The organism is Rhizobium leguminosarum (assembly GCF_002953715.1).
Taxonomy (GTDB): Bacteria; Pseudomonadota; Alphaproteobacteria; order Rhizobiales; family Rhizobiaceae; genus Rhizobium; species Rhizobium leguminosarum_V.
The window spans coordinates 829,136-846,212 of record NZ_CP025012.1 but is presented as its reverse complement, the minus strand read 5'-3'; the positions used below and the strand labels follow the sequence as shown (position 1 = coordinate 846,212).

General features: G+C 60.6%; 21 protein-coding genes and 2 pseudogenes. 9 read left to right on the top strand and 14 right to left on the bottom strand.

Annotated features, from left to right (window positions below):
- Positions 1 to 14: 14 nt before the first annotated feature.
- A complete protein-coding gene (locus tag CUJ84_RS04320; RefSeq protein WP_105005323.1) occupies positions 15 to 431 on the top strand; it encodes a GFA family protein in 417 nt (138 codons plus the stop codon).
- Between the two features lie 360 nt (positions 432 to 791).
- Here CUJ84_RS04320 and CUJ84_RS04315 read toward each other — a convergent pair whose 3' ends face one another.
- On the bottom strand, positions 792 to 1,865 hold the full coding sequence (locus CUJ84_RS04315; protein WP_105005322.1) for an alkene reductase: 1,074 nt from the start codon (positions 1,863 to 1,865) through the stop codon (positions 792 to 794).
- A gap of 120 nt (positions 1,866 to 1,985) precedes the next feature.
- Positions 1,986 to 2,774 carry an SDR family NAD(P)-dependent oxidoreductase gene (locus CUJ84_RS04310; RefSeq protein WP_105005321.1) on the bottom strand — a complete coding sequence of 263 codons (789 nt, stop codon included), beginning with the start codon at positions 2,772 to 2,774 and terminating at the stop codon, positions 1,986 to 1,988.
- A 113-nt stretch (positions 2,775 to 2,887) separates the two neighbouring features.
- On the opposite strand from CUJ84_RS04310, the gene CUJ84_RS04305 reads away from it, so the two are divergent.
- A complete protein-coding gene (locus CUJ84_RS04305) occupies positions 2,888 to 3,463 on the top strand; it encodes a TetR/AcrR family transcriptional regulator (RefSeq protein ID WP_105005320.1) in 576 nt (191 codons plus the stop codon).
- Positions 3,464 to 3,611: 148 nt separating this feature from the next.
- On the opposite strand, the pseudogene CUJ84_RS04300 reads toward CUJ84_RS04305, so the two are convergent.
- From CUJ84_RS04300 to CUJ84_RS04275, 6 genes and pseudogenes are all read right to left on the bottom strand, one after another.
- Positions 3,612 to 3,808: pseudogene (locus CUJ84_RS04300) on the bottom strand (hypothetical protein).
- Between the two features lie 8 nt (positions 3,809 to 3,816).
- Positions 3,817 to 4,215, bottom strand: coding sequence for a hypothetical protein (locus CUJ84_RS04295; RefSeq protein ID WP_105005319.1), 399 nt, complete (start codon positions 4,213 to 4,215; stop codon positions 3,817 to 3,819).
- 180 nt (positions 4,216 to 4,395) lie between these two features.
- Positions 4,396 to 5,298, bottom strand: coding sequence for an NADP-dependent oxidoreductase (locus CUJ84_RS04290; RefSeq protein WP_105005318.1), 903 nt, complete (start codon positions 5,296 to 5,298; stop codon positions 4,396 to 4,398).
- Between the two features lie 83 nt (positions 5,299 to 5,381).
- Positions 5,382 to 5,780, bottom strand: coding sequence for a DoxX family protein (locus tag CUJ84_RS04285; RefSeq protein WP_105005317.1), 399 nt, complete (start codon positions 5,778 to 5,780; stop codon positions 5,382 to 5,384).
- A gap of 31 nt (positions 5,781 to 5,811) precedes the next feature.
- A complete protein-coding gene (locus CUJ84_RS04280) occupies positions 5,812 to 6,192 on the bottom strand; it encodes a glutathione S-transferase N-terminal domain-containing protein (protein WP_105005316.1) in 381 nt (126 codons plus the stop codon).
- Positions 6,189 to 7,036: pseudogene (locus CUJ84_RS04275) on the bottom strand (DODA-type extradiol aromatic ring-opening family dioxygenase). Before CUJ84_RS04275 ends, CUJ84_RS04280 begins: the two are co-directional and overlap by 4 nt.
- 151 nt (positions 7,037 to 7,187) lie before the next feature.
- Here CUJ84_RS04275 and CUJ84_RS04270 point away from each other — a divergent pair.
- The 5 genes from CUJ84_RS04270 to CUJ84_RS04250 all read left to right on the top strand — a co-directional run bounded on the left by CUJ84_RS04270 (position 7,188) and on the right by CUJ84_RS04250 (position 11,645).
- Complete coding sequence (locus CUJ84_RS04270; RefSeq protein WP_199788769.1) at positions 7,188 to 8,084, top strand: LysR family transcriptional regulator; 897 nt, start codon at positions 7,188 to 7,190, stop codon at positions 8,082 to 8,084.
- 171 nt (positions 8,085 to 8,255) lie between these two features.
- A complete protein-coding gene (locus CUJ84_RS04265) occupies positions 8,256 to 9,308 on the top strand; it encodes a sensor histidine kinase (RefSeq protein ID WP_105005314.1) in 1,053 nt (350 codons plus the stop codon).
- A 73-nt stretch (positions 9,309 to 9,381) separates the two neighbouring features.
- On the top strand, positions 9,382 to 9,768 hold the full coding sequence (locus CUJ84_RS04260; protein ID WP_105005313.1) for a response regulator: 387 nt from the start codon (positions 9,382 to 9,384) through the stop codon (positions 9,766 to 9,768).
- A 94-nt stretch (positions 9,769 to 9,862) separates the two neighbouring features.
- Positions 9,863 to 10,267: a hypothetical protein gene (locus CUJ84_RS04255; RefSeq protein ID WP_245457525.1), complete on the top strand. Its 405-nt coding sequence runs from the start codon at positions 9,863 to 9,865 to the stop codon at positions 10,265 to 10,267.
- A 586-nt stretch (positions 10,268 to 10,853) separates the two neighbouring features.
- A complete protein-coding gene (locus CUJ84_RS04250; RefSeq protein WP_105005312.1) occupies positions 10,854 to 11,645 on the top strand; it encodes an aldolase in 792 nt (263 codons plus the stop codon).
- Between the two features lie 116 nt (positions 11,646 to 11,761).
- On the opposite strand, the gene CUJ84_RS04245 is transcribed toward CUJ84_RS04250, so the two are convergent.
- Complete coding sequence (locus tag CUJ84_RS04245) at positions 11,762 to 12,112, bottom strand: AraC family ligand binding domain-containing protein (RefSeq protein ID WP_105005311.1); 351 nt, start codon at positions 12,110 to 12,112, stop codon at positions 11,762 to 11,764.
- 261 nt (positions 12,113 to 12,373) lie between these two features.
- Between CUJ84_RS04245 and CUJ84_RS04240 the strand changes: the two genes are divergently transcribed.
- Complete coding sequence (locus CUJ84_RS04240; RefSeq protein ID WP_105005310.1) at positions 12,374 to 13,711, top strand: TadE/TadG family type IV pilus assembly protein; 1,338 nt, start codon at positions 12,374 to 12,376, stop codon at positions 13,709 to 13,711.
- A 196-nt stretch (positions 13,712 to 13,907) separates the two neighbouring features.
- Here the strand turns inward: CUJ84_RS04240 and CUJ84_RS04235 are convergent, their stop codons facing one another.
- Both CUJ84_RS04235 and CUJ84_RS04230 read right to left on the bottom strand, forming a co-directional pair.
- Entirely contained in the window at positions 13,908 to 14,381 is a 474-nt protein-coding gene (locus tag CUJ84_RS04235) for a nucleoside deaminase (protein WP_105005309.1), read from the bottom strand.
- 159 nt (positions 14,382 to 14,540) lie between these two features.
- Positions 14,541 to 14,990 (bottom strand): VOC family protein, encoded by a 450-nt coding sequence (locus CUJ84_RS04230; RefSeq protein ID WP_003557454.1) that lies wholly within the window; start codon positions 14,988 to 14,990, stop codon positions 14,541 to 14,543.
- A 51-nt stretch (positions 14,991 to 15,041) separates the two neighbouring features.
- On the opposite strand from CUJ84_RS04230, the gene CUJ84_RS04225 reads away from it, so the two are divergent.
- Positions 15,042 to 15,644, top strand: coding sequence for a TetR/AcrR family transcriptional regulator (locus CUJ84_RS04225; protein WP_105005308.1), 603 nt, complete (start codon positions 15,042 to 15,044; stop codon positions 15,642 to 15,644).
- 58 nt (positions 15,645 to 15,702) lie between these two features.
- Here the strand turns inward: CUJ84_RS04225 and CUJ84_RS04220 are convergent, their stop codons facing one another.
- From CUJ84_RS04220 to CUJ84_RS04210, 3 genes are all read right to left on the bottom strand, one after another.
- The gene (locus tag CUJ84_RS04220; RefSeq protein ID WP_105005307.1) at positions 15,703 to 15,930 is read right to left on the bottom strand and encodes a hypothetical protein; all 228 of its coding nucleotides are present in this window, start codon (positions 15,928 to 15,930) and stop codon (positions 15,703 to 15,705) included.
- Positions 15,927 to 16,247 carry a hypothetical protein gene (locus tag CUJ84_RS04215; protein ID WP_105005306.1) on the bottom strand — a complete coding sequence of 107 codons (321 nt, stop codon included), beginning with the start codon at positions 16,245 to 16,247 and terminating at the stop codon, positions 15,927 to 15,929. Before CUJ84_RS04215 ends, CUJ84_RS04220 begins: the two co-directional genes overlap by 4 nt.
- 75 nt (positions 16,248 to 16,322) lie before the next feature.
- Entirely contained in the window at positions 16,323 to 17,042 is a 720-nt protein-coding gene (locus CUJ84_RS04210; protein WP_105005305.1) for an SOS response-associated peptidase, read from the bottom strand.
- Positions 17,043 to 17,077 lie beyond the last annotated feature (35 nt).

Here is a 17,077-nt window from a genome sequence, read left to right as displayed (position 1 = left end):
ATCAGGAGAGAGATATGAGCAAGCCTTACACCGGCGGATGCGCCTGCGGTGCGATCCACTATGAAATCTCGGCCGAGCCGATTGCGATGAACGACTGCCAGTGCCGCGATTGCCAGGCGACCAGCGGCACCGGGCACGGATCCTACCTGACCTTCCCGAGCCGGCAGGCGGTGAAGCTCAAGGGTCAAGCGACGCATTGGGACATGGTCGCAGACAGCGGCAACGTCAAGACGCGCGGCTTCTGCCCCGCCTGCGGCTCGCCGGTCTATCTGACCTTCTCTGCCATGCCCGATCTCTTCACCATTCACGCCGCCAGCCTCGACGATCCCAACCGATACCAGCCGCAGATGGTGACCTACACGCTGCGCGGCCTCGCCTGGGACCTGGTCGATCCGGCGGCGCCGAAATTCGAGACGATGCCGCCGATGTGATGCCGGTTCGCGGCCGCTCGAAACTCAGAAGAGCGGCTGCTGCGCGCGGGCGATTTCGAGCGCCCGCTCAAGCTGATGATGCAGGCGATGCCAGGAGAGTTAAGTTTCCGGCAAGACACTCGATCGGCTCGGCGAGGTCGATCCAATACGGGCGATAGTCCAACCAATGAACATGATCCGGCGTCTGAACATCCAAAGCTGGCGGACGGTGTCAGCTGGTAATGCAAAAATTCGCCTCGGTCTGCGCAGTCCGTCCTGATGAAAGCTGAGGCAAGGGCGTTCGTAGCCCCGCCGCCTCCGCCATTCGGCATGGTGAAAAGGCGCCGTGCAGCAGCACGGCGCCGGTGCATCACGCGCGCGTCATGCGGCGATGGAGGGATAGTCGGTATAGCGTTGGGCGCCGCCGCCATAGATGGTCGCCGGGTTCACCTCCGCCAGCGGAGCAGCGGTCTTCAGTCTCTCGACGAGATCAGGATTGGCGATGAATGGCCGGCCGAACGAGAAGAGATCCGCCGCGCCCTCCGTCAATCGCAACGTTGCGCGGTCGAGGTCGTAGCCGTTATTGGCAATGTAGGTGTTTGCGAACTTGGCCCTGAGCTCCGCGTAGTCAAAGGCAACAGCGTCATTAGGCCCGCCGCGCCCAGCTTCGACGACATGGAGATAGGCAATCCCCATCTGGCCAAGCTTCTCGGCGATATAGTTGAATTGCGCCTGCGGATCGCTCGAGGTGACGCTGTTGACCGGCGAAATCCGCACTCCCGTCCGCTCTGCGCCGACCTCGGCAGCCACGGCGGCAGCGACTTCCAATATCATCCGGGCGCGATGTTCGATCGAGCCGCCATAGGCGTCGGTGCGGGTGTTGGAGCCGTCTTTGGCAAACTGTTCCAGCAGATAACCGTTGGCGCCATGGACTTCGACGCCATCGAAGCCCGCGGCAATCGCGTTGGCGGCGGCGCGACGGAAATCGGCGATGATGGCCTGGATCTCATCCAGTTTGAGCGCGCGAGGTTCGGAGACGTCGACGAAGGCATTGTTCACGAAGACCTTGGTCTCGGCCTTGATGGCCGATGGCGCGACCGGCGCCTGCGCGTTCGGCTGCAGATCGACATGCGAAATACGACCGACATGCCAGAGCTGCAGGAAGATGTGTCCGCCTTTGGCATGCACCGCGTCGGTGACTTTCCGCCAGCCGTCGATCTGGGCTTGCGTATAAATTCCCGGTGTATCCTGGTAGCCCTGCCCTTCCTGCGAAATCTGCGCGCCTTCCGAGATGATCAGGCCGGCTGTCGCCCGCTGGGCATAATATGTCGCGGCGATATCGCCCGGCACGAAGCCGGCGCCGGCTCTGTTACGGGTCAAGGGCGCCATCACGATGCGGTTCGCCAGCGTCAGGGCGCCGAGTGTGTAGGGTTCAAAAACTGCGTTGTCAGTCATTTCGTTTCTTTCAGAATTTCGGGGGTCTCTGTCATGTCTCGGAGTTTCGCGCCGGAACTCGGCATAGGCCGGCCTTAAGACACAGCCTGTGCTGGTGACGGCGCGTTCCCGCGGGAAGCGCTACGAGGCGGCGCGATAGCGCTCTGCCGGCTCAGCCTGCGAAAAGCCCGGGATCATCGCCTGGCGCGCGGACTGATAGGCGTCCCATTGGGCGGCATCGTGCAGCGGCGGGATGGTGACGGGCTCGCGCTTGTCGAAGCCTGCCAGGGCGGCGTCCACCAGTTCGCCCACTTCCATCACGCCGGAGAGCGTGTTGACGTCGATGCCGGAAAGCTCCCAGATCTCCGTCCGCGTCGCCGCCGGCAGGACCGCCTGGACGTAGACGCCTTTGGGACCGAGTTCGAGGCTGAGCCCCTGGGAAAGAAAGGTCACGAAGGCCTTGGTGGCGCCGTAGACCGTCATTCCGAATTCCGGGACGAGCCCGACGACCGAGGAGACGTTGACGATGGCGCCCGAGCCCGCTTCGACGAAGCGTGGCGCAACGGCGCTGGAAAGGCGGGCAACCGCCGTCGCGTTGAGCGCGATCAGCTGGGCGATATCATTGACGGGCTGATTGACGAACGTGCCTTCGAGGCTCGTGCCGGCATTGTTGACGAGAATTCCGATCCGATGATCGTCGCGCAGACGGCTTTCCACCGCCGCAAGCTCATCGGATTTGGTGACATCGGCCTGCAGGATGTCGATCGTTACGCCGGTTTCCTCGCGAAGTCGCGTCGAGAGAGCCTCCAGCCTTGCCTTATTGCGCGCGACCAGTACGAGATTGTGCCCACGACGGGCGAAACGGTCTGCATAGGTCGCTCCAATACCCGAGGAGGCGCCGGTGATGAGGACGGTGGGAGTGTCAGTCATTGTCTTGTTCTCTTTCGAATGAGCGTTATATAATTATGATGACGATCCTAATTACTGATTTAAAGTGATGGCTATCATAAAAAAGTCAATGGTAGAGAGGGAGAAATCTCAACATGAAAATCAGCCGTGAGCAGATGGCCGAAAACCGCCAAAGGATCCTGGAAGTCGCAAGCCGGCTGTTTCGGGAGAAAGGATTCGAGGCCGTCGGCGTTGCCGAGGTGATGAAGGCCGCGGGCCTGACGCATGGCAGCTTCTACGGTCATTTCAGCTCGAAGGACGACCTGATCGTCCAGGCGCTCGCGCATGCGCTTGGCCAGCGCAATGGCGCGTCACTCCCGCTCGGCGCCTACATGGAAGAGTACCTGTCGCCGCGCCATCGCGACAACAGGGCCGGTGGCTGCCCGATTTCGGGACTTGCCGCCGACACGCTGCGCCAAACGCCTGAGGCCCGTGCGGCGGTGACGGAGGGTGTGCGGGCGCAGATCGACTGGATGAGCGAGAAGGTCGAAGGGCCGGACGCCGACCGCCGACGCCGGGCAATCGCCAGCTGGTCGGCGATGGTCGGGGCAACGATCCTCGCTCGCGTCATGGTCGATCCCGCCCTGTCCAAGGAAATATTGACGGAGACGCTGGCCTGGATCGATGACGGAGCCGACCGACCTGCTTCGGTACCGGCAAAAGCCGAATGAGGAAATGCGACGGCCAGCGGCCGCGTCGCGCCGCAGTTGTCATCCCATCGCCGGATCCAAGATCCTCGATGCCGACCTGCCATAGGTGAGCAGCCGTCGGCTGAGCGTCCAGCCCCGCAGCTTTTTGTCGTTGTTCATTTCGGGTATTTTAGTCCCGATTGTAGCTCGGCCGCCAGCCGCGGGTCATGCCGCCGCCCATGGCGCCTTCTGCTAATATCAACGGCCGGCGCAAATGTCGGACGTCCTCCAGCAGCGTGCCTATGCGGCCCGCATATCGCCATTGTGATAGGCGACCACCTCGGCAAGCTCATTTTCGACCGGCGGTGACGATGTTTCGGCTTCCATGGTGGCACTCAAGGGAGGATGCCCGCCATTTTTAGTTTGTCGCAGAAGCTCGCTATGGCTTTCGCGACGCCCTCGCTGCAGGGAAACTTGAACGGTCGCGTGGCTTCCTCGGTCAGAACCGGCTCGCCGGTTGTGGCGTCGCGGCCGGTGACATGTTTCGTCAGCAGGATGCCGCAGGCCTCGCCGGCGGCCTCGTCGATCGCCATCTGGACATCGCCAAGATAGGTATCGCTGGGGATGTCGATGATGAAGGCCGTGAAAAATCTCACGCCTCGGCTCCCCGCCACGGCCTTGACCAGGCTTGCATGCGCCTCGGAGACCTCAATCTCCTTCTCCGGCGGCCACATCACATCACTTGCAGGCCACGCATCGTCTTCCACGGCTTCGCCGATCGGCTGCTCACGCATATCCGCTCTCCACATCTTCGGTTTTCAGATGGCGGCCGCCGCGCCGATGTTCTTATTATGTTCTGATAGCGAAGAGTGTCAAGACGGATGTTTTGCTGTGAGCAACCTTTCACTGCACCCGCCGGAGAATGGTGCCTGATCAAGAGATCTGCACCACGCTCCGGCCCTGGTCTTGATCCCTCAATGCTTGAGCACGACCTTACCCGGGGCTCCGGCTGCGACCGCAGTCTGCGCCGCACCGATCTCCTCCAGAGTGAAGGTATGGGAAATCGGGATGACCAGCAGCCCGCGCACGGCGGCATCCAGCACGGCGTCGAGCGTCGCCGCATCGGTGCGGTGGAAGAGTTCATGGATGGTGACACGGTCTCCGGCATTGGCGCCTTCCGGCACCGGAACGATGCTGGCGACCGTGCCGCCATCACTGACATGGCCGATGAGATTGCCGGCCACCGGGCCGGCCGTGCTGATCGCATAGGCAAAGCCCGGGCTTGCGGTGGGGAGCGTGATGTCGAGGGCTTCGCCGGCCAACTCCCGGCCTTCGTTCAGCCGCTCGGGACGGACACCGGCCACCGGCTGGGCGCCGATCTGCTTGAGATATTGGATGGCCGAACGGCCGACGGTCCCGAGGCCGCCGGAGACCAGAACCCGGTCGCCGGCCTTGACGCCAAGCGCCTCGACGGTCTGGCGCCCGGTCAACCCGGCCTTGACCAGCGATGCACCCTCTTCGAAGCCCAGGCCGGCCGGCAGCTTGGCGACCGATGTGGCGGGAAGCACACCATATTCGGCATGGGCGCCTTTGCCGTTTGCCGCGAAATCGGCGACAACCCGGTCACCGACCGCAAAACTGGTGACGCCGTCGCCGAGTGCCGAGATGGTGCCGGCAGCGTCGCCCCCGAGCACGGCCGGCAGCGGAAGCGGAATGAACTTGGCCATGAAACCCCGGCGGAGAATGAGATCGAATGGATTGACGGCGGATGCTTCGATCTTGATCAGGATCTCGCCCGGTCCGGGCTTCGGCGTCGGGATATCGCCGATTTCGAACTGATCGACATCGCCGTAGGATTTGAGAAGGGCCGCTTTCATTGTGGTCTCCAGATTTTGTCGTCGCGTTTGGGCGCGAGACCAGGCTGCCGGCTGGCAGCCCGGTACAGGCCGGTTCCTGCCGTTTAAGCCGTGGCCGGACGACGCGCGGTGTCGAGCGTCCATGCCCCGCCACCGGCAAAGGCGATGTAGAGGAAGATGAAGCAGAACAGGATGGCGACTTCACCCATGTTCAGCGCCGGCCAGAAGCCATAGGGCATGTGGCCCATGAAATAGGCGGCCGCCATTTCGCCCGAGGCGATGAAAGCGGCGATGCGCGTTTGAAAGCCGACCAGCATCAGAGCCGAGGTGATCACCTCGATGGCGCCGGCGATGATCATGATGGTCGGAAGCGGATAGGGCACGCCCTGAATCGGACCCGGAAATTGCAGGAATTTCATGGTCGCGTGTTCGAGGAAGAGAAGCGCGGTGATGATGCGCAGGATTGCGAGGACGTATGGCGTCCATTTGCTGGTATCGGTCATCGAGACTTTCCAATGTGGGTTGTGGGAGAGATCAGGCGGCGGATGCCGCCTTCTTCAGTTCCTGGTTTTCTTTCCAGAGCTTCATCGACATGGCGAAGACGCCGTCGACATAGTTCCGGTAGACCGTCATGCCGGCCGGATCGCGGCCTGCCTTGGCTGCAAAGAACGCAACGATGTCGTCGGATTCCGTGACGTATCGGCCGGGCTCAAGCTGCGCGGAGGGAAAGCTCACCTTGTCGAGATGTGGCTGAAGCTCGGCTCGGATCTTCTTCTCGTGCTCGCTGTCGGGGACGAAGTCGCGGGTTTCAACGTCCGAGGCCAGTCCCGATTCCAGAAGGAACAGGCGAACCTTGAGGCAGAAGGGGCAGTTTTCCTTGAGATAGACGATCGGCTTGAACGGTGCGTTGGTCATGGCGCATCTCCTTTTGATTGAGGTGCCGGGGGAACATCGCCGAAGCGGAAGCTCGATGCGGTCAGGCCGCCGGCGAAATCTTTCTGGTGATAGGTAACAGTGCCCGGTTCGTCCTCGGCCGCACCCACCGCCACCATCAAGGGGATCAGGTGGTCTTCACGCGGATGCGCTGCACGCGCAGCGGGCGCCTTCTCCCATTCGACAAGCCGCTCGGTGCGCTTCTCGAACGGCGACCGGATCAGCGTCTCCTGCAGCCAGGCGTCAAAAAGACGGGAGGGGCCATGTCCGGCCGTGCCCTGTATGGCCGACAGGTTGTGATAGCTGAGGCCGCTGCCGATGATCAGCACGCCTTCGTCGCGCAGCGGTGCGAGCGCCCGGCCGACCTTGAGATGCAACGCCGGATCGTAACCGGCATCCAGCGACAGCTGGACCACAGGGATGTCTTCGTTCGGATAGAGCGGCTTCATCAGGCTGAACGTGCCGTGATCGAAGCCGCGAGTGGGGTCGGGCCTGGCGTCGATGCCGGCGGAATGCAGCAGATCCTGCACGTGACGCGCAAGCTCGGGGGAGCCCGGCGCGCCATATTTGATCTGATAGAGATAGTCGGGGAAGCCGCTGTAGTCGTAGACCATTCCCGGGTTGCTGCCCGAAGAGACGGCAAAGCCCCTCTCCTCCCAGTGGCCGAAACGACCAGCACCGCCTTGGGCAGATCCTGAAGTTCGGCCCGCATCTCGATCAGGGATTGCTCGAGCTTGTCGAAATTGCTGCGAAAACCACCGGTCATATAGGGCCAGGGGCCGCCGCCATGGCTGAGGAAATAGGTGGGCAGTCTCGATGTCTTCACGTCGCCATTCCCTTTCGGCACCGCCGCTGCGGCTGGACGTCCGGCGGGTCGATCGCCTCACTCCGCCGGTCTTGTCAGCGACTGTCCTGGTTTTCCCTGGATTGATCAATCGGCTTTGCCAACATGCATCATTTCCTCTAGGTTGATGATCATGGATACGATGATGAGCCTGCGGGTGTTTTGCTTGGTCGCGGAGCTCAAGAGCTTCACCGCGGCAGCGGGCCGTTTGAACCTGTCGCCGGCGATGGTGAGCAAACACGTGATGCATCTCGAGACGCGCCTGGGCAGCCGGCTCTTGAACCGGACCAGCCGGAGTGTCACGCTCACCGAAGCCGGCGCGCTTTATTTCAACCAGACCAGGCAAATGCTCGAAGGGCTCGACGAACTGGAAGCGTCGATCGGCAATGTCACGGTCGCGCCGCGCGGAACGCTGAAATTCAGTGCTCCGGTGTGGGCGGCCAGTTCAGGCTTTGTCGATATTCTGGCCGAATACAACCAGCGTTATCCTGACGTCAGCCTGGATATGGATCTGAGCGGCCGGATCGCCAATCTGGTCGAGGAAGGCTTTGACCTTGCACTGCGGGCCATGTCGTCCGAGCGGCTCGATCCGGGTCTGGTGGCGCGCCCATTGGCGAAGATAGAATTCCGCCTGATGGCATCGCCGGATTATCTCAGGCGCGCCGGGCGACCCCAGAGCATCGCCGAGCTGAACGGCCACGCGCTGCTTCGCTATAATGGCATCAATATCAGCGAAAGCCTGCTGTTGGGCCGCCAAAACGACCGGCATAAGGTCACCTTCCGCAATGTGCTGCTGAGTGCCAACGAGACGCTGCTGCACCTGGCGGCTTTGCGGGGAATGGGCCTGGTGTTCCTGCCGGAATGGCTGGTGGAGGAGGATCTGAAAGCGGGCCGGCTGGAAGTGGTGCTCGCCGACACGCTCGGCATCAGCAACACACTTCATGCCGTCTACCCGAGCCGGAAATACCTTTCCGCCAAAGTCCGCACCTTCATCGATTTTCTCGCCCTGCGCTCGCCACAGATATTCTGACGCTCGCAGCAATCGGCCCATCGCACGGTATGGCAGCCCGCGATATTTAGTATGAAAGTATTACGCGTCACGCGTGTTATAGTCTCTTTGTCCAGTTGAGCCTCCGGCCGGTTGGCATTGTTGCCGAGTGATGACTTGCTCCGCGAGTCTCCGGCCCATGAGGGCCTCTCCATGCAAAAGATTCCCACAGTGCATTTCGAAGCGGCGAGCACTCTTGCCGTGGTGGTATCGTCCAATGAACCGCTGCTTTTCCTGTCCGACGACCAGAAGGTCATCGCAGCGAGCGCATCCTTCTGCCGGGCCTTCGACATCGACCCCAAGACGATTTGCGGCCAAAGCCTCAACGAAATTGGAAACGGTGAATGGGCGATGCCCAAGCTTGCGTCACTGCTGAAGGCCACCGCCTTGGGAAGTGCGACCATCGAGGCCTACGAAATCGACTTTCAACGGCCAAACGAGAAAACACGGCATTTGGTCGTCAATGCACGGACACTCGATGACGGCGACATCGACCATATTCGCCTGCTTCTGGCCATCACCGACGTGACCGATGTGCGCGCCGAGGCTCGGCTGAAAGATGATCTCGTTCGCGATAATGCCATCCTGCTGCAGGAGGTCCAGCACAGGGTCGCCAACAGCCTCCAGATCATTGCCAGCGTTCTCATGCAGAGCGCCCGGCGGGTCCAGTCGGAGGAAGCGCGCGGGCATCTCCACAACGCCCATCACCGGGTCATGTCGATTGCGGCCCTCCAACGCCAACTCTCTATGTCCCACGGCGACAAGGTTGAACTCCGTCACTATTTCACTCAGCTTTGCCAAAGCCTCGGCGCGTCGATGATCGCTGACCCAGACAGGCTTTCGATTCAGGTGGCGGTCGACGATAGCGCCGTGGCAGCGGACGTTTCCGTTCGCTTGGGGCTTGTCGTGACCGAGCTTGTGATCAACGCCCTCAAGCACGCCTTTCCCGATGAACGACCGGGCGCAATCGTCATCGACTATCACTCATCCGGCAAGGACTGGACTCTCTCCGTTACTGACAACGGCATCGGCATGCCTGCGGGTAGCGATGCACTAAAGGCGGGACTGGGGACCGGCATTGTGGAGGCGCTCGCAAAGAGCCTGAATGGCGAAATTCAGTTGAGCGATGCGGGTCCCGGCACCGCCGTCACAATCCGCCACTGGGAAAGCGCCGGTTTGCGAACCGACATTTCTACGGCCGCATAGGAACCGATTGGCTTCTCAAGCGCTACACTATCGGAGCCCGCGAGGTTCACACTCCAATTTGACCGAGTGAGTGATGAAAAATGGCAAGGCGATCGTCCTGGTCGTCGAAGACAGCACGATCATTCGGATGGGTGCCGTCGATCTGGTGGTATCTGCGGGCTACGAAGCGCTTGAGGCGTGCGATGCGGATGAGGCAATTCGCATCCTTGAGTCGCGAAACGACATCGATCTGGTCTTCACCGATGTTCAGATGCCTGGCACGATGGACGGCATCAAGCTATCCCATTACATCAGGGATCGGTGGCCGCCTGTCAGGTTGATTGTTGCATCCGGCGAAGCAATCCTCGAAGAGAGCAATCTCCCCACGGGAAGCCGGTTCTTCTCGAAACCCTATGACAACCACGCGATTACCGATGCAATGGCTCATCTGCTGTCGATCGGGAATACGACTGGCTGCTAAGCTAACGATTTTTCGACTGTGAGGCTCTGGGCGCGTAGCGTTCTTCTCGAGGAGTACGGCGCGGCGTCTGAAACCTAACCGCAGGAACTGAACATTGATACAACCCGCAGCCGATAAGGTCCGCTTCAAATTTGTTACGCAATGTCCAAGGGATGATGGCTGCGGCGTTTTCGTCTTGCAGATGCTGACGGGCAAACCCTACGACCAGATTGCCGGCATGATCGATTGGGGCGTTCAGACCAATCACTACACAACGTGGAAAGAACTGCGCGGCGTCCTGACCGCGCTGGGCTGGCAAACTGGCGGATTACGCAAGGCAGAGAGCTGGAGCGATGTTTTCGGCGTAGCGATAGTCCATGTCGAAGGAGACCACTTCATCCTCTATGACGCCGATAACGGCGTCTTCTATGATCCGGGGCAACCCGATGGCCCTGGTCTGCATAGCCACCTCATTCCTATGGACTACCTTCCAGTGCAATCGCCAGAGAACGGTGCATAAAAATGCAAAAACACGTCCCCAACCTCCGTTATCCCAGACCCTGAGCCACGGCCATCCGGTTAATAGATGCGGACGAGGTGCATGGCGTTGATTCTACTCGGCTTCTGACGTTTCACGGCGTTTGAGACCGAGCAGGAGGTTCAATGCCAGGCGATCCCGGCTCAGGAGATTGCCGACACCGGCCCCTCATCCGCCTGCCGGCACCTCTGCCTGGGTCGAGCCACGTGTCTCGACCCGTCCGCCGGACCCCCGCATGCGGGGAGAAGGGGATATGCCGCACCGGCTCCCTCAACCTCCACGCTGCGTTTGGCATGTCCCCTCTACCCGTTTACGGGGAGAGGGTTAGGGTGAGGGGCAGCCATTGGCGCGAACCGGACAGCAATGGCCTTGAGCCTGGGATCCATACCCGCCCCGATAACTCATGGCTCGCAGTTACGGAAAGGCACAGCCGCCGAGCAGCGTATTCACCCAAAATATGCAAATGAACCGAACCATGTTTGTCTCCAGCCGGCTTGATGCGAGGCTGATCCGGGCGTAATCCAGAACGCAGCCACCCTCTCCTTCGACACCAATCTGAAACGAACCCATGGCGCACTCCCTCAATACAGCCCCCTCGCCCGCCGGCGGCCCCAACCAGCCGAAACTTGATACGGACGACATCTGGCAGGCCCGCGTCGATCTTGCCGCCTGCTTCCGGATGGCGGCAAGGCTCGGCATGGAGGAAGGGATCTGCAACCACTTCTCGGCCGTCGTTCCCGGCTATGACGACCTGTTCATCGTCAACCCGTACGGCTACGCTTTCGCCGAACTGACGGCCTCGATGCTGTTGATCTGCGATTTTCACGGCAACGTCGTGTCGGGCAGCGGGCAGCCCGAGGCCACCGCTTTTTACATCCACGCCAGGATTCACAAGAACGTCCCGCGCGCCAAGGCGGCGTTCCACACCCATATGCCTTATGCCACCGCCCTTTCGATGACGGAGGGCGATCCCCTCATCTTTGCCGGGCAGACCGCCTTGAAATTCTATGGACGCACGGCCGTCGACCGCAACTATAACGGCCTGGCGCTCGACGCGCGCGAGGGCGATCGGATCGCTGCCGCAATCGGCGATGCCGACATCGTCTTCATGAAGCACCACGGCGTGATGGTCTGCGCACCCAATATCGCCGAGGCCTGGGACGACCTCTATTACCTCGAGCGCGCCTGCGAAGTGCAGACGCTCGCCCTGTCGACCGGACGCGAAGTCCTTGCCGTCGCGCCTGAGATCGCCGAAGCGGCGTATCGGCAAATGCGCGAGGGAGACCCGGAGTCGGCCCGGCTCCATCTGGAGTCCGTGAAGCGCGCGCTTGATCGCAGCGAGCCCGAATACAAGCGCTGAGCCGCAGACCGCGGCCTAGCATCGGCCCGAAAATCGGAATCGATTTTCGGAAAGTACGATGCGAGGATTGAAAGTGTTAGAGCGTCCTTAGTGCGTCCGAAAGGACGCACGGCGCTCTAGTCGTGCGCCGGGCGCCAATGGGGATAGGTGACATAGGCGGTGAGCGCGCCCTCCTCGTGCGAGCGGATGGTCACCGCTTCGCCCTTGGGCATGTAGACGATCTCGCCGGGCCCGGCGATGACTGTCCCCAAATCTGTCGAGACCGATAGCCGGCCTTCCAGAACGATCATGACGTCGTCGACATCAATCGTCTCGGTGAGGCTCTGGCCGGGCGCGTAGCGTCCATAGCCGATGGTGACCGGCCCTCCCTGCCGCTCGTCAACCAGATTGCCGACGAAGATGTCTGCCTGCTGCCCGGGGGAACGCTCCAACGCCACGTCGGTCACCGTGAACTTACGGACTTTCATCGTCTTCCTCCATTGCCGCGTGCAGAGGTAGCGTGGAAATCCCGCGCGCCAAGAGCGCTCGTCTATCAATGGCGAATATGCAGATGGCTACTGTGGGCTTCGATGGCGCGGATGATTGCGACCGCGAGTTCTTCAGCGATTTAGTGAAAATACAACCATACGTTTTTGCCTTTGGTTTAAGTTCCGCTGTTATTGAACGCCATTGTAGCAATTTGATTGTGACACAATCACCAGCACGGATACCGGGAAGGCAGCCTTTGTATGTTGCGTCGTTTCATTCTTGACCGATCCGGCAACTTCGGAATCATGACGGCGCTGCTCGTCGTCCCCCTGCTCGGGGCTGCAGGTACAGCCATTGATTTTGGCAGCGCCCTGTCGCTTCGCACCGAACTCTATGTTGCTGCGGACGCGGCAGCGGTGGGATCCATTACACCTAAGTCAGATGCGGCAACGCAAGCAAACACGATGTCCGGCGATGGATCGCTGACGCTTGGAAAATCCGAAGCCCAGAAGATCTTCTTTTCGCAGACGTCCAAAAAACAGGGCGACGTGCCCGTCACCGTCGACATCAGCGTTCAAAAAAAGGCCGGTATTCTCAGCTCGACCGTATCCTTTAACGCGACGATGCCCACGACCTTCATGCAGGTGATGGGATTTCATCAAATCACCGTTTCCGGGACGGCAACCGCCCGGTATGAGACCCCGTCCTACATGGATTTCTTCATGCTGCTGGATAACACGCCATCGATGGGCGTTGGGGCCACCCCTGATGACATCACCGCCATGAAAAAAGCGACAGCAAACGGCCACGATAAAGGCAAAGATAAAAACTGCGCATTCGCATGCCACATCGTTTCTGAAAAGGGCGTCGAGGATAAGAATAGCTACTACAATGTCGCACGCAATAATGGCGTGACGATCCGTATCGACGTGGTCGCCGCTGCCGTCAAAGCCTTGATGGCCAAGGCAAAGGACACGCAGTCCATGGCAAGCCAATTCCGGGTCGCTGCCTATACGTTCGGCAAGACTGCCCAGGACGCCAAGGCCGCGAAGCTCTTCAAGGTCTCCGACCTGGACTATGATCTTGGCGCCGTGGCAGTCGCGACCGACATGATAAATCTTATGAGCATTCCATCTCAGAACTACTTCAACGACCAGCAGACGAGCTTTGACGAAGCGCTGAAAGGGATCGATACCGAAATCAAGGGCAACGCCGGCATGGGCACCAGCAATGCCGATCGCCAGAAGATCGTATTTTTTGTCGCCGACGGTGTTGGGGATAGCTATAAGCCGGCCGGCTGCACCAGCCCGAAAGGAGTAAACGGCGGACGATGCATCGAACCGATCGACACGAGCAATTGCCAGAAGCTCAAAGATCGCGGCATCAAAGTCGCCGTCCTTTATACGACCTATCTGCCCCTGCCCGACAACGACTTCTACAATGACTGGGTAAAGCCTTTCGAGACCAAAATCGCCGCGAAAATGGAAGAATGTGCAACCCCAGGCTTCTATTTCGCGGTCAGTCCCACCGACGGCATTGAAGAGGCCATGGAGGCCTTGTTCCGGAAGATCGTCAGCGCACCTCGGATAACCAGCTAGAGCATGATGCCGAAAAGTGTGAGCGGTTTTCGGACGACATCATGCTCTAACTCTTTAATGTAGAACAGGATTCAGATTTCAGGCCAAACGGGCCTAAAATCATCCTGTTCTAGGCCCGGGACCTATTGATGTGAGCCGATGCGAGGATTGAAGGTGTTAGAGCGTCCTTTGTGCGTCCCAAAGGACGCACGGCGCTCTAAGCCTTGCCCAGATGCTTCGGCCAGAATTGCTGATGGACTTCGGCGGCTTCGTCTTCGAGGTTCGTCGGGCCAACCACAGTGACGTTGCGGGCGCCGGTTTGCAACACCGCCCGGCTCGGCACGTTCAACCCGATCCCGGCGATCTCGCCAAGCCGCGTTTCGGAGCATGCAAATACCATGCGCCCGATGCCCGACCAGTAAATCGCCCCGGCGCACATCGCGCAGGGTTCCGTGCTGGTGTAGAGCGTGCAGCCGGCGAGAAAAGCAGTGTCGTAGTGCTGCGCCGCCAGTTTAACCAGGTTCATCTCGGCGTGGTTGGTCATATCGTGGCCGGTGAAGACGCTGTTTTCGGCGCGCAGGATGACTTCGCCGTCCTTCACCAGCACAGAGCCAAACGGTTCGTCGCCGTTTTCCACCGCGGATTTCGAGAGCGCAATCGCCTCGCGTAAAAACGGCTCGTGGTTTTCCATCAGGATTCCCCAGACACTAGGCCGGGTTGATCTTGTCTTGAATCGGAGGGATTTCCAAGGGGCTGCAAATCAGATTCGAGTCGGCGATCTGTATCACCACAACCGTCATTTTCTGGCTCTGATCGATGCGTCCCGAGCCTGATCTCGTCGCTGCGGCACTCACGCCGACATGTCCTCGTTCCAGCGGCGTTGCATCTCCTCAGGCGTGACCTGCTCGATGGTTTGCGACAACATCCAGCGATGACCGAAGGGATCAAGCACCTGCGCCACCCGCTCGCCAAAACTCTGGTCGGTCGCCGGGCGCAACATCGTCGCCCCGGCCGACAGCGCCTGCGCCAGTGCTTCGTCGGTCGACACCGTGTCCATGTGGAAGGTCACCGGCGAGCCTCCGACGGTATCGGGAGACAGGGCGCCGAAGTCCGGATATTCGTCTGCCAGCATCATCAGCGTCTCTCCGAAACGCAGCTCGGCATGGCCGATCCGCCCGTCCGAAGGATCGGTCATGCGGAAGACTTCCGTGGCGCCGAAAGCCTGCTTGTAGAAGTCGATGGCCCGTGCCGCATCCTTGACGATGAAGTAGGCGCTCACTTTTCGGGCAAAACTCGGCATGGATGATCCTCCTTGACTGGGTTCTTCATTAACGTTACGTATCGTAAATATATGAGTCAAGAGAGTAATGCGACACCGAAGAAACGAGGGCGGCCGCCAAGCGCTGCCGCGCAGAGGCGTGCCTTGGAGGCCGCCCATGAAATCCTGATGGCCGAAGGTTTTGGCCGCATGACGATCGAAGCCGTGGCGGCGCGCTCTGGTGTCGGCAAGCCGACGATCTATCGCTCCTGGGCCAACGCGCAGGAACTGGCGATGGCCGCTCTCCTGGTCAACCGGCTACCGGAAGCGGAGGTTGGAGGGGGCACGGCGCAGGCGGCTCTCGGCGCGCAGATGAGCGGACTGGTGACTGCCTTTGCGAGCACGCGCGGACGGCAGATCACGATGGCACTTGCGGCCGCCGACCCGGAAAGCGAATTCACCAAGGCCTTCCGCAATCAGGTGATCCTGTCAAGCCGCAACGCGGGTCGTGTCATCCTGGAGGAGGCTCTGGCTCGGGGAGAGATCGTTCCGCCGCCTGATATGGAGGCGCTGCTCGACATGATCTACGGACCGGTGTTCTTCCGGCTGCTGGTCGGCCATCGCCCGGTCTCGCCGGAGTTCGGCGATGCGATCGTCAGGACCGCGTTGCGGGCCGTTGCACCGTCGGGCGCGTGAGACCCTCATGTCGCGATGGGCGAAGCCGGCATCCCGCCTGCCTGCTCACCGCCGCGCATCAAGGTGAGAACGCCGTTCTCGGCGTCAGCCTCAGCGCCTGTCCCTGTTCAAATGTCTTGTGCGGGAAATGCTCGAAGCACCACCAGCGCGTTGGCACGGCCGGGGATGGGCTGTTTCCCCAGCCTCCCCATTCTTTGCAGCGTGTGCCGTCGGCAAGCCGGTGCTCGCAATAATGCTCAACGATCACATTGGCGCCCGGCGCACTCGAATGGCCTTCGTTGCTCATGGGTGCGCCGTCCTTGGTTTCCCGCTCCTGATGCTCTCATAGATCATTTCCAGCCGCCTCGAGGCGATATAGGCACTGTCTTCGTATCCGGCCGACGGCCAATCCAATCGATGGCTGCCGTCTGTCGCCACGATCCAGAACCATAGATTATCGATCCCTCCGCCTGCCTGGGACCGGAATATCCTTCCGATCTGGATATCGCCGTCAAAAGCGACGTAATCGTCGCCGGGTTTCTCCTTCCAGGCGTGCCGCCATTTGTATTTGATTTCCCGGCCGCTGACATGTTCCCACGATTTCCAAGTGATTTGTTCTGGCATGCGTCGTCCCGTCCTCTCGCGAGGTATCTCTTTGACCGCATGGTTGATGGATGGCTCCCGCCCGAGCCAGTGAATTCAGATCAGCGTCGGTTCCGGATCGGGGTCGATCGGATCGATAATGTCAGCCGTGTCGTTCTTCGGCGAACCCACATTGCGGCCGATCGGCCACATGGTCATCAGCTCCGCCGGGAACGGCTTCATCAGGTCGGCCGGATCGGGTTCCGGCGATAGCCAGCGTTCATAATCCTCACGATGCAGGATGACCGGCATCCGGTCATGGATCTGCGCCATCATCGCATTCGGCTCACAGGTCACGATTGCGAAGTTTCTGATGTCTACGCCTTCCGGGCTGCGCCAAATCTCCCAGATGCCGGCGAGCGCAAAGGGCGCGCCGTCAGCCATGGCGATCGCATAGGGCTGCTTGTTCTTGCCCGTGCCGAAGATATCCTTCCACTCGAAGAAGCCGTTGATCGGCACCAGGCAGCGGCGCGACCTGTAGGCCGAGCGGAATAGGCCGTTGGTGGCAATGCCCTCGCAGCGCGCATTGATCGGCGGCGGCCGGCCACCCGGCTTCATCCATGCCGGCATCAGACCCCAGCGCGCCGAGGCGAACACCGGCCCCATGACGTCAGGCTCGCGGACCATGTCGCGAATGATGATCGGATAATCCAGCGTCGGCGCGCCGTTATAGCGTGGAAATCGGTTCCCCAGCGCATCGATCGCGCCTCGCTCTGCGAAGGCGAAATTGCGCACCAGTTCCTCAAGCGATGTCTTGATATAGACGCGACCGCACATCCAGAACTCCATTCCGCATATTAGATGTTCTGATT

Excerpts from the sequence above, each read along its gene's own strand:
- CUJ84_RS04320 (WP_105005323.1), top strand. The coding sequence starts at position 15 with ATGAGCAAGCCTTACACCGGCGGATGCGCCTGCGGTGCGATCCACTAT.
- CUJ84_RS04315 (WP_105005322.1), bottom strand. The coding sequence starts at position 1,865 with ATGACTGACAACGCAGTTTTTGAACCCTACACACTCGGCGCCCTGACG.
- CUJ84_RS04310 (WP_105005321.1), bottom strand. The coding sequence starts at position 2,774 with ATGACTGACACTCCCACCGTCCTCATCACCGGCGCCTCCTCGGGTATT.
- CUJ84_RS04305 (WP_105005320.1), top strand. The coding sequence starts at position 2,888 with ATGAAAATCAGCCGTGAGCAGATGGCCGAAAACCGCCAAAGGATCCTG.
- CUJ84_RS04295 (WP_105005319.1), bottom strand. The coding sequence starts at position 4,215 with ATGCGTGAGCAGCCGATCGGCGAAGCCGTGGAAGACGATGCGTGGCCT.
- CUJ84_RS04290 (WP_105005318.1), bottom strand. The coding sequence starts at position 5,298 with ATGAAAGCGGCCCTTCTCAAATCCTACGGCGATGTCGATCAGTTCGAA.
- CUJ84_RS04285 (WP_105005317.1), bottom strand. The coding sequence starts at position 5,780 with ATGACCGATACCAGCAAATGGACGCCATACGTCCTCGCAATCCTGCGC.
- CUJ84_RS04280 (WP_105005316.1), bottom strand. The coding sequence starts at position 6,192 with ATGACCAACGCACCGTTCAAGCCGATCGTCTATCTCAAGGAAAACTGC.
- CUJ84_RS04270 (WP_199788769.1), top strand. The coding sequence starts at position 7,188 with ATGGATACGATGATGAGCCTGCGGGTGTTTTGCTTGGTCGCGGAGCTC.
- CUJ84_RS04265 (WP_105005314.1), top strand. The coding sequence starts at position 8,256 with ATGCAAAAGATTCCCACAGTGCATTTCGAAGCGGCGAGCACTCTTGCC.
- CUJ84_RS04260 (WP_105005313.1), top strand. The coding sequence starts at position 9,382 with ATGAAAAATGGCAAGGCGATCGTCCTGGTCGTCGAAGACAGCACGATC.
- CUJ84_RS04250 (WP_105005312.1), top strand. The coding sequence starts at position 10,854 with ATGGCGCACTCCCTCAATACAGCCCCCTCGCCCGCCGGCGGCCCCAAC.
- CUJ84_RS04245 (WP_105005311.1), bottom strand. The coding sequence starts at position 12,112 with ATGAAAGTCCGTAAGTTCACGGTGACCGACGTGGCGTTGGAGCGTTCC.
- CUJ84_RS04240 (WP_105005310.1), top strand. The coding sequence starts at position 12,374 with ATGTTGCGTCGTTTCATTCTTGACCGATCCGGCAACTTCGGAATCATG.
- CUJ84_RS04235 (WP_105005309.1), bottom strand. The coding sequence starts at position 14,381 with ATGGAAAACCACGAGCCGTTTTTACGCGAGGCGATTGCGCTCTCGAAA.
- CUJ84_RS04230 (WP_003557454.1), bottom strand. The coding sequence starts at position 14,990 with ATGCCGAGTTTTGCCCGAAAAGTGAGCGCCTACTTCATCGTCAAGGAT.
- CUJ84_RS04225 (WP_105005308.1), top strand. The coding sequence starts at position 15,042 with ATGAGTCAAGAGAGTAATGCGACACCGAAGAAACGAGGGCGGCCGCCA.
- CUJ84_RS04220 (WP_105005307.1), bottom strand. The coding sequence starts at position 15,930 with ATGAGCAACGAAGGCCATTCGAGTGCGCCGGGCGCCAATGTGATCGTT.
- CUJ84_RS04215 (WP_105005306.1), bottom strand. The coding sequence starts at position 16,247 with ATGCCAGAACAAATCACTTGGAAATCGTGGGAACATGTCAGCGGCCGG.
- CUJ84_RS04210 (WP_105005305.1), bottom strand. The coding sequence starts at position 17,042 with ATGTGCGGTCGCGTCTATATCAAGACATCGCTTGAGGAACTGGTGCGC.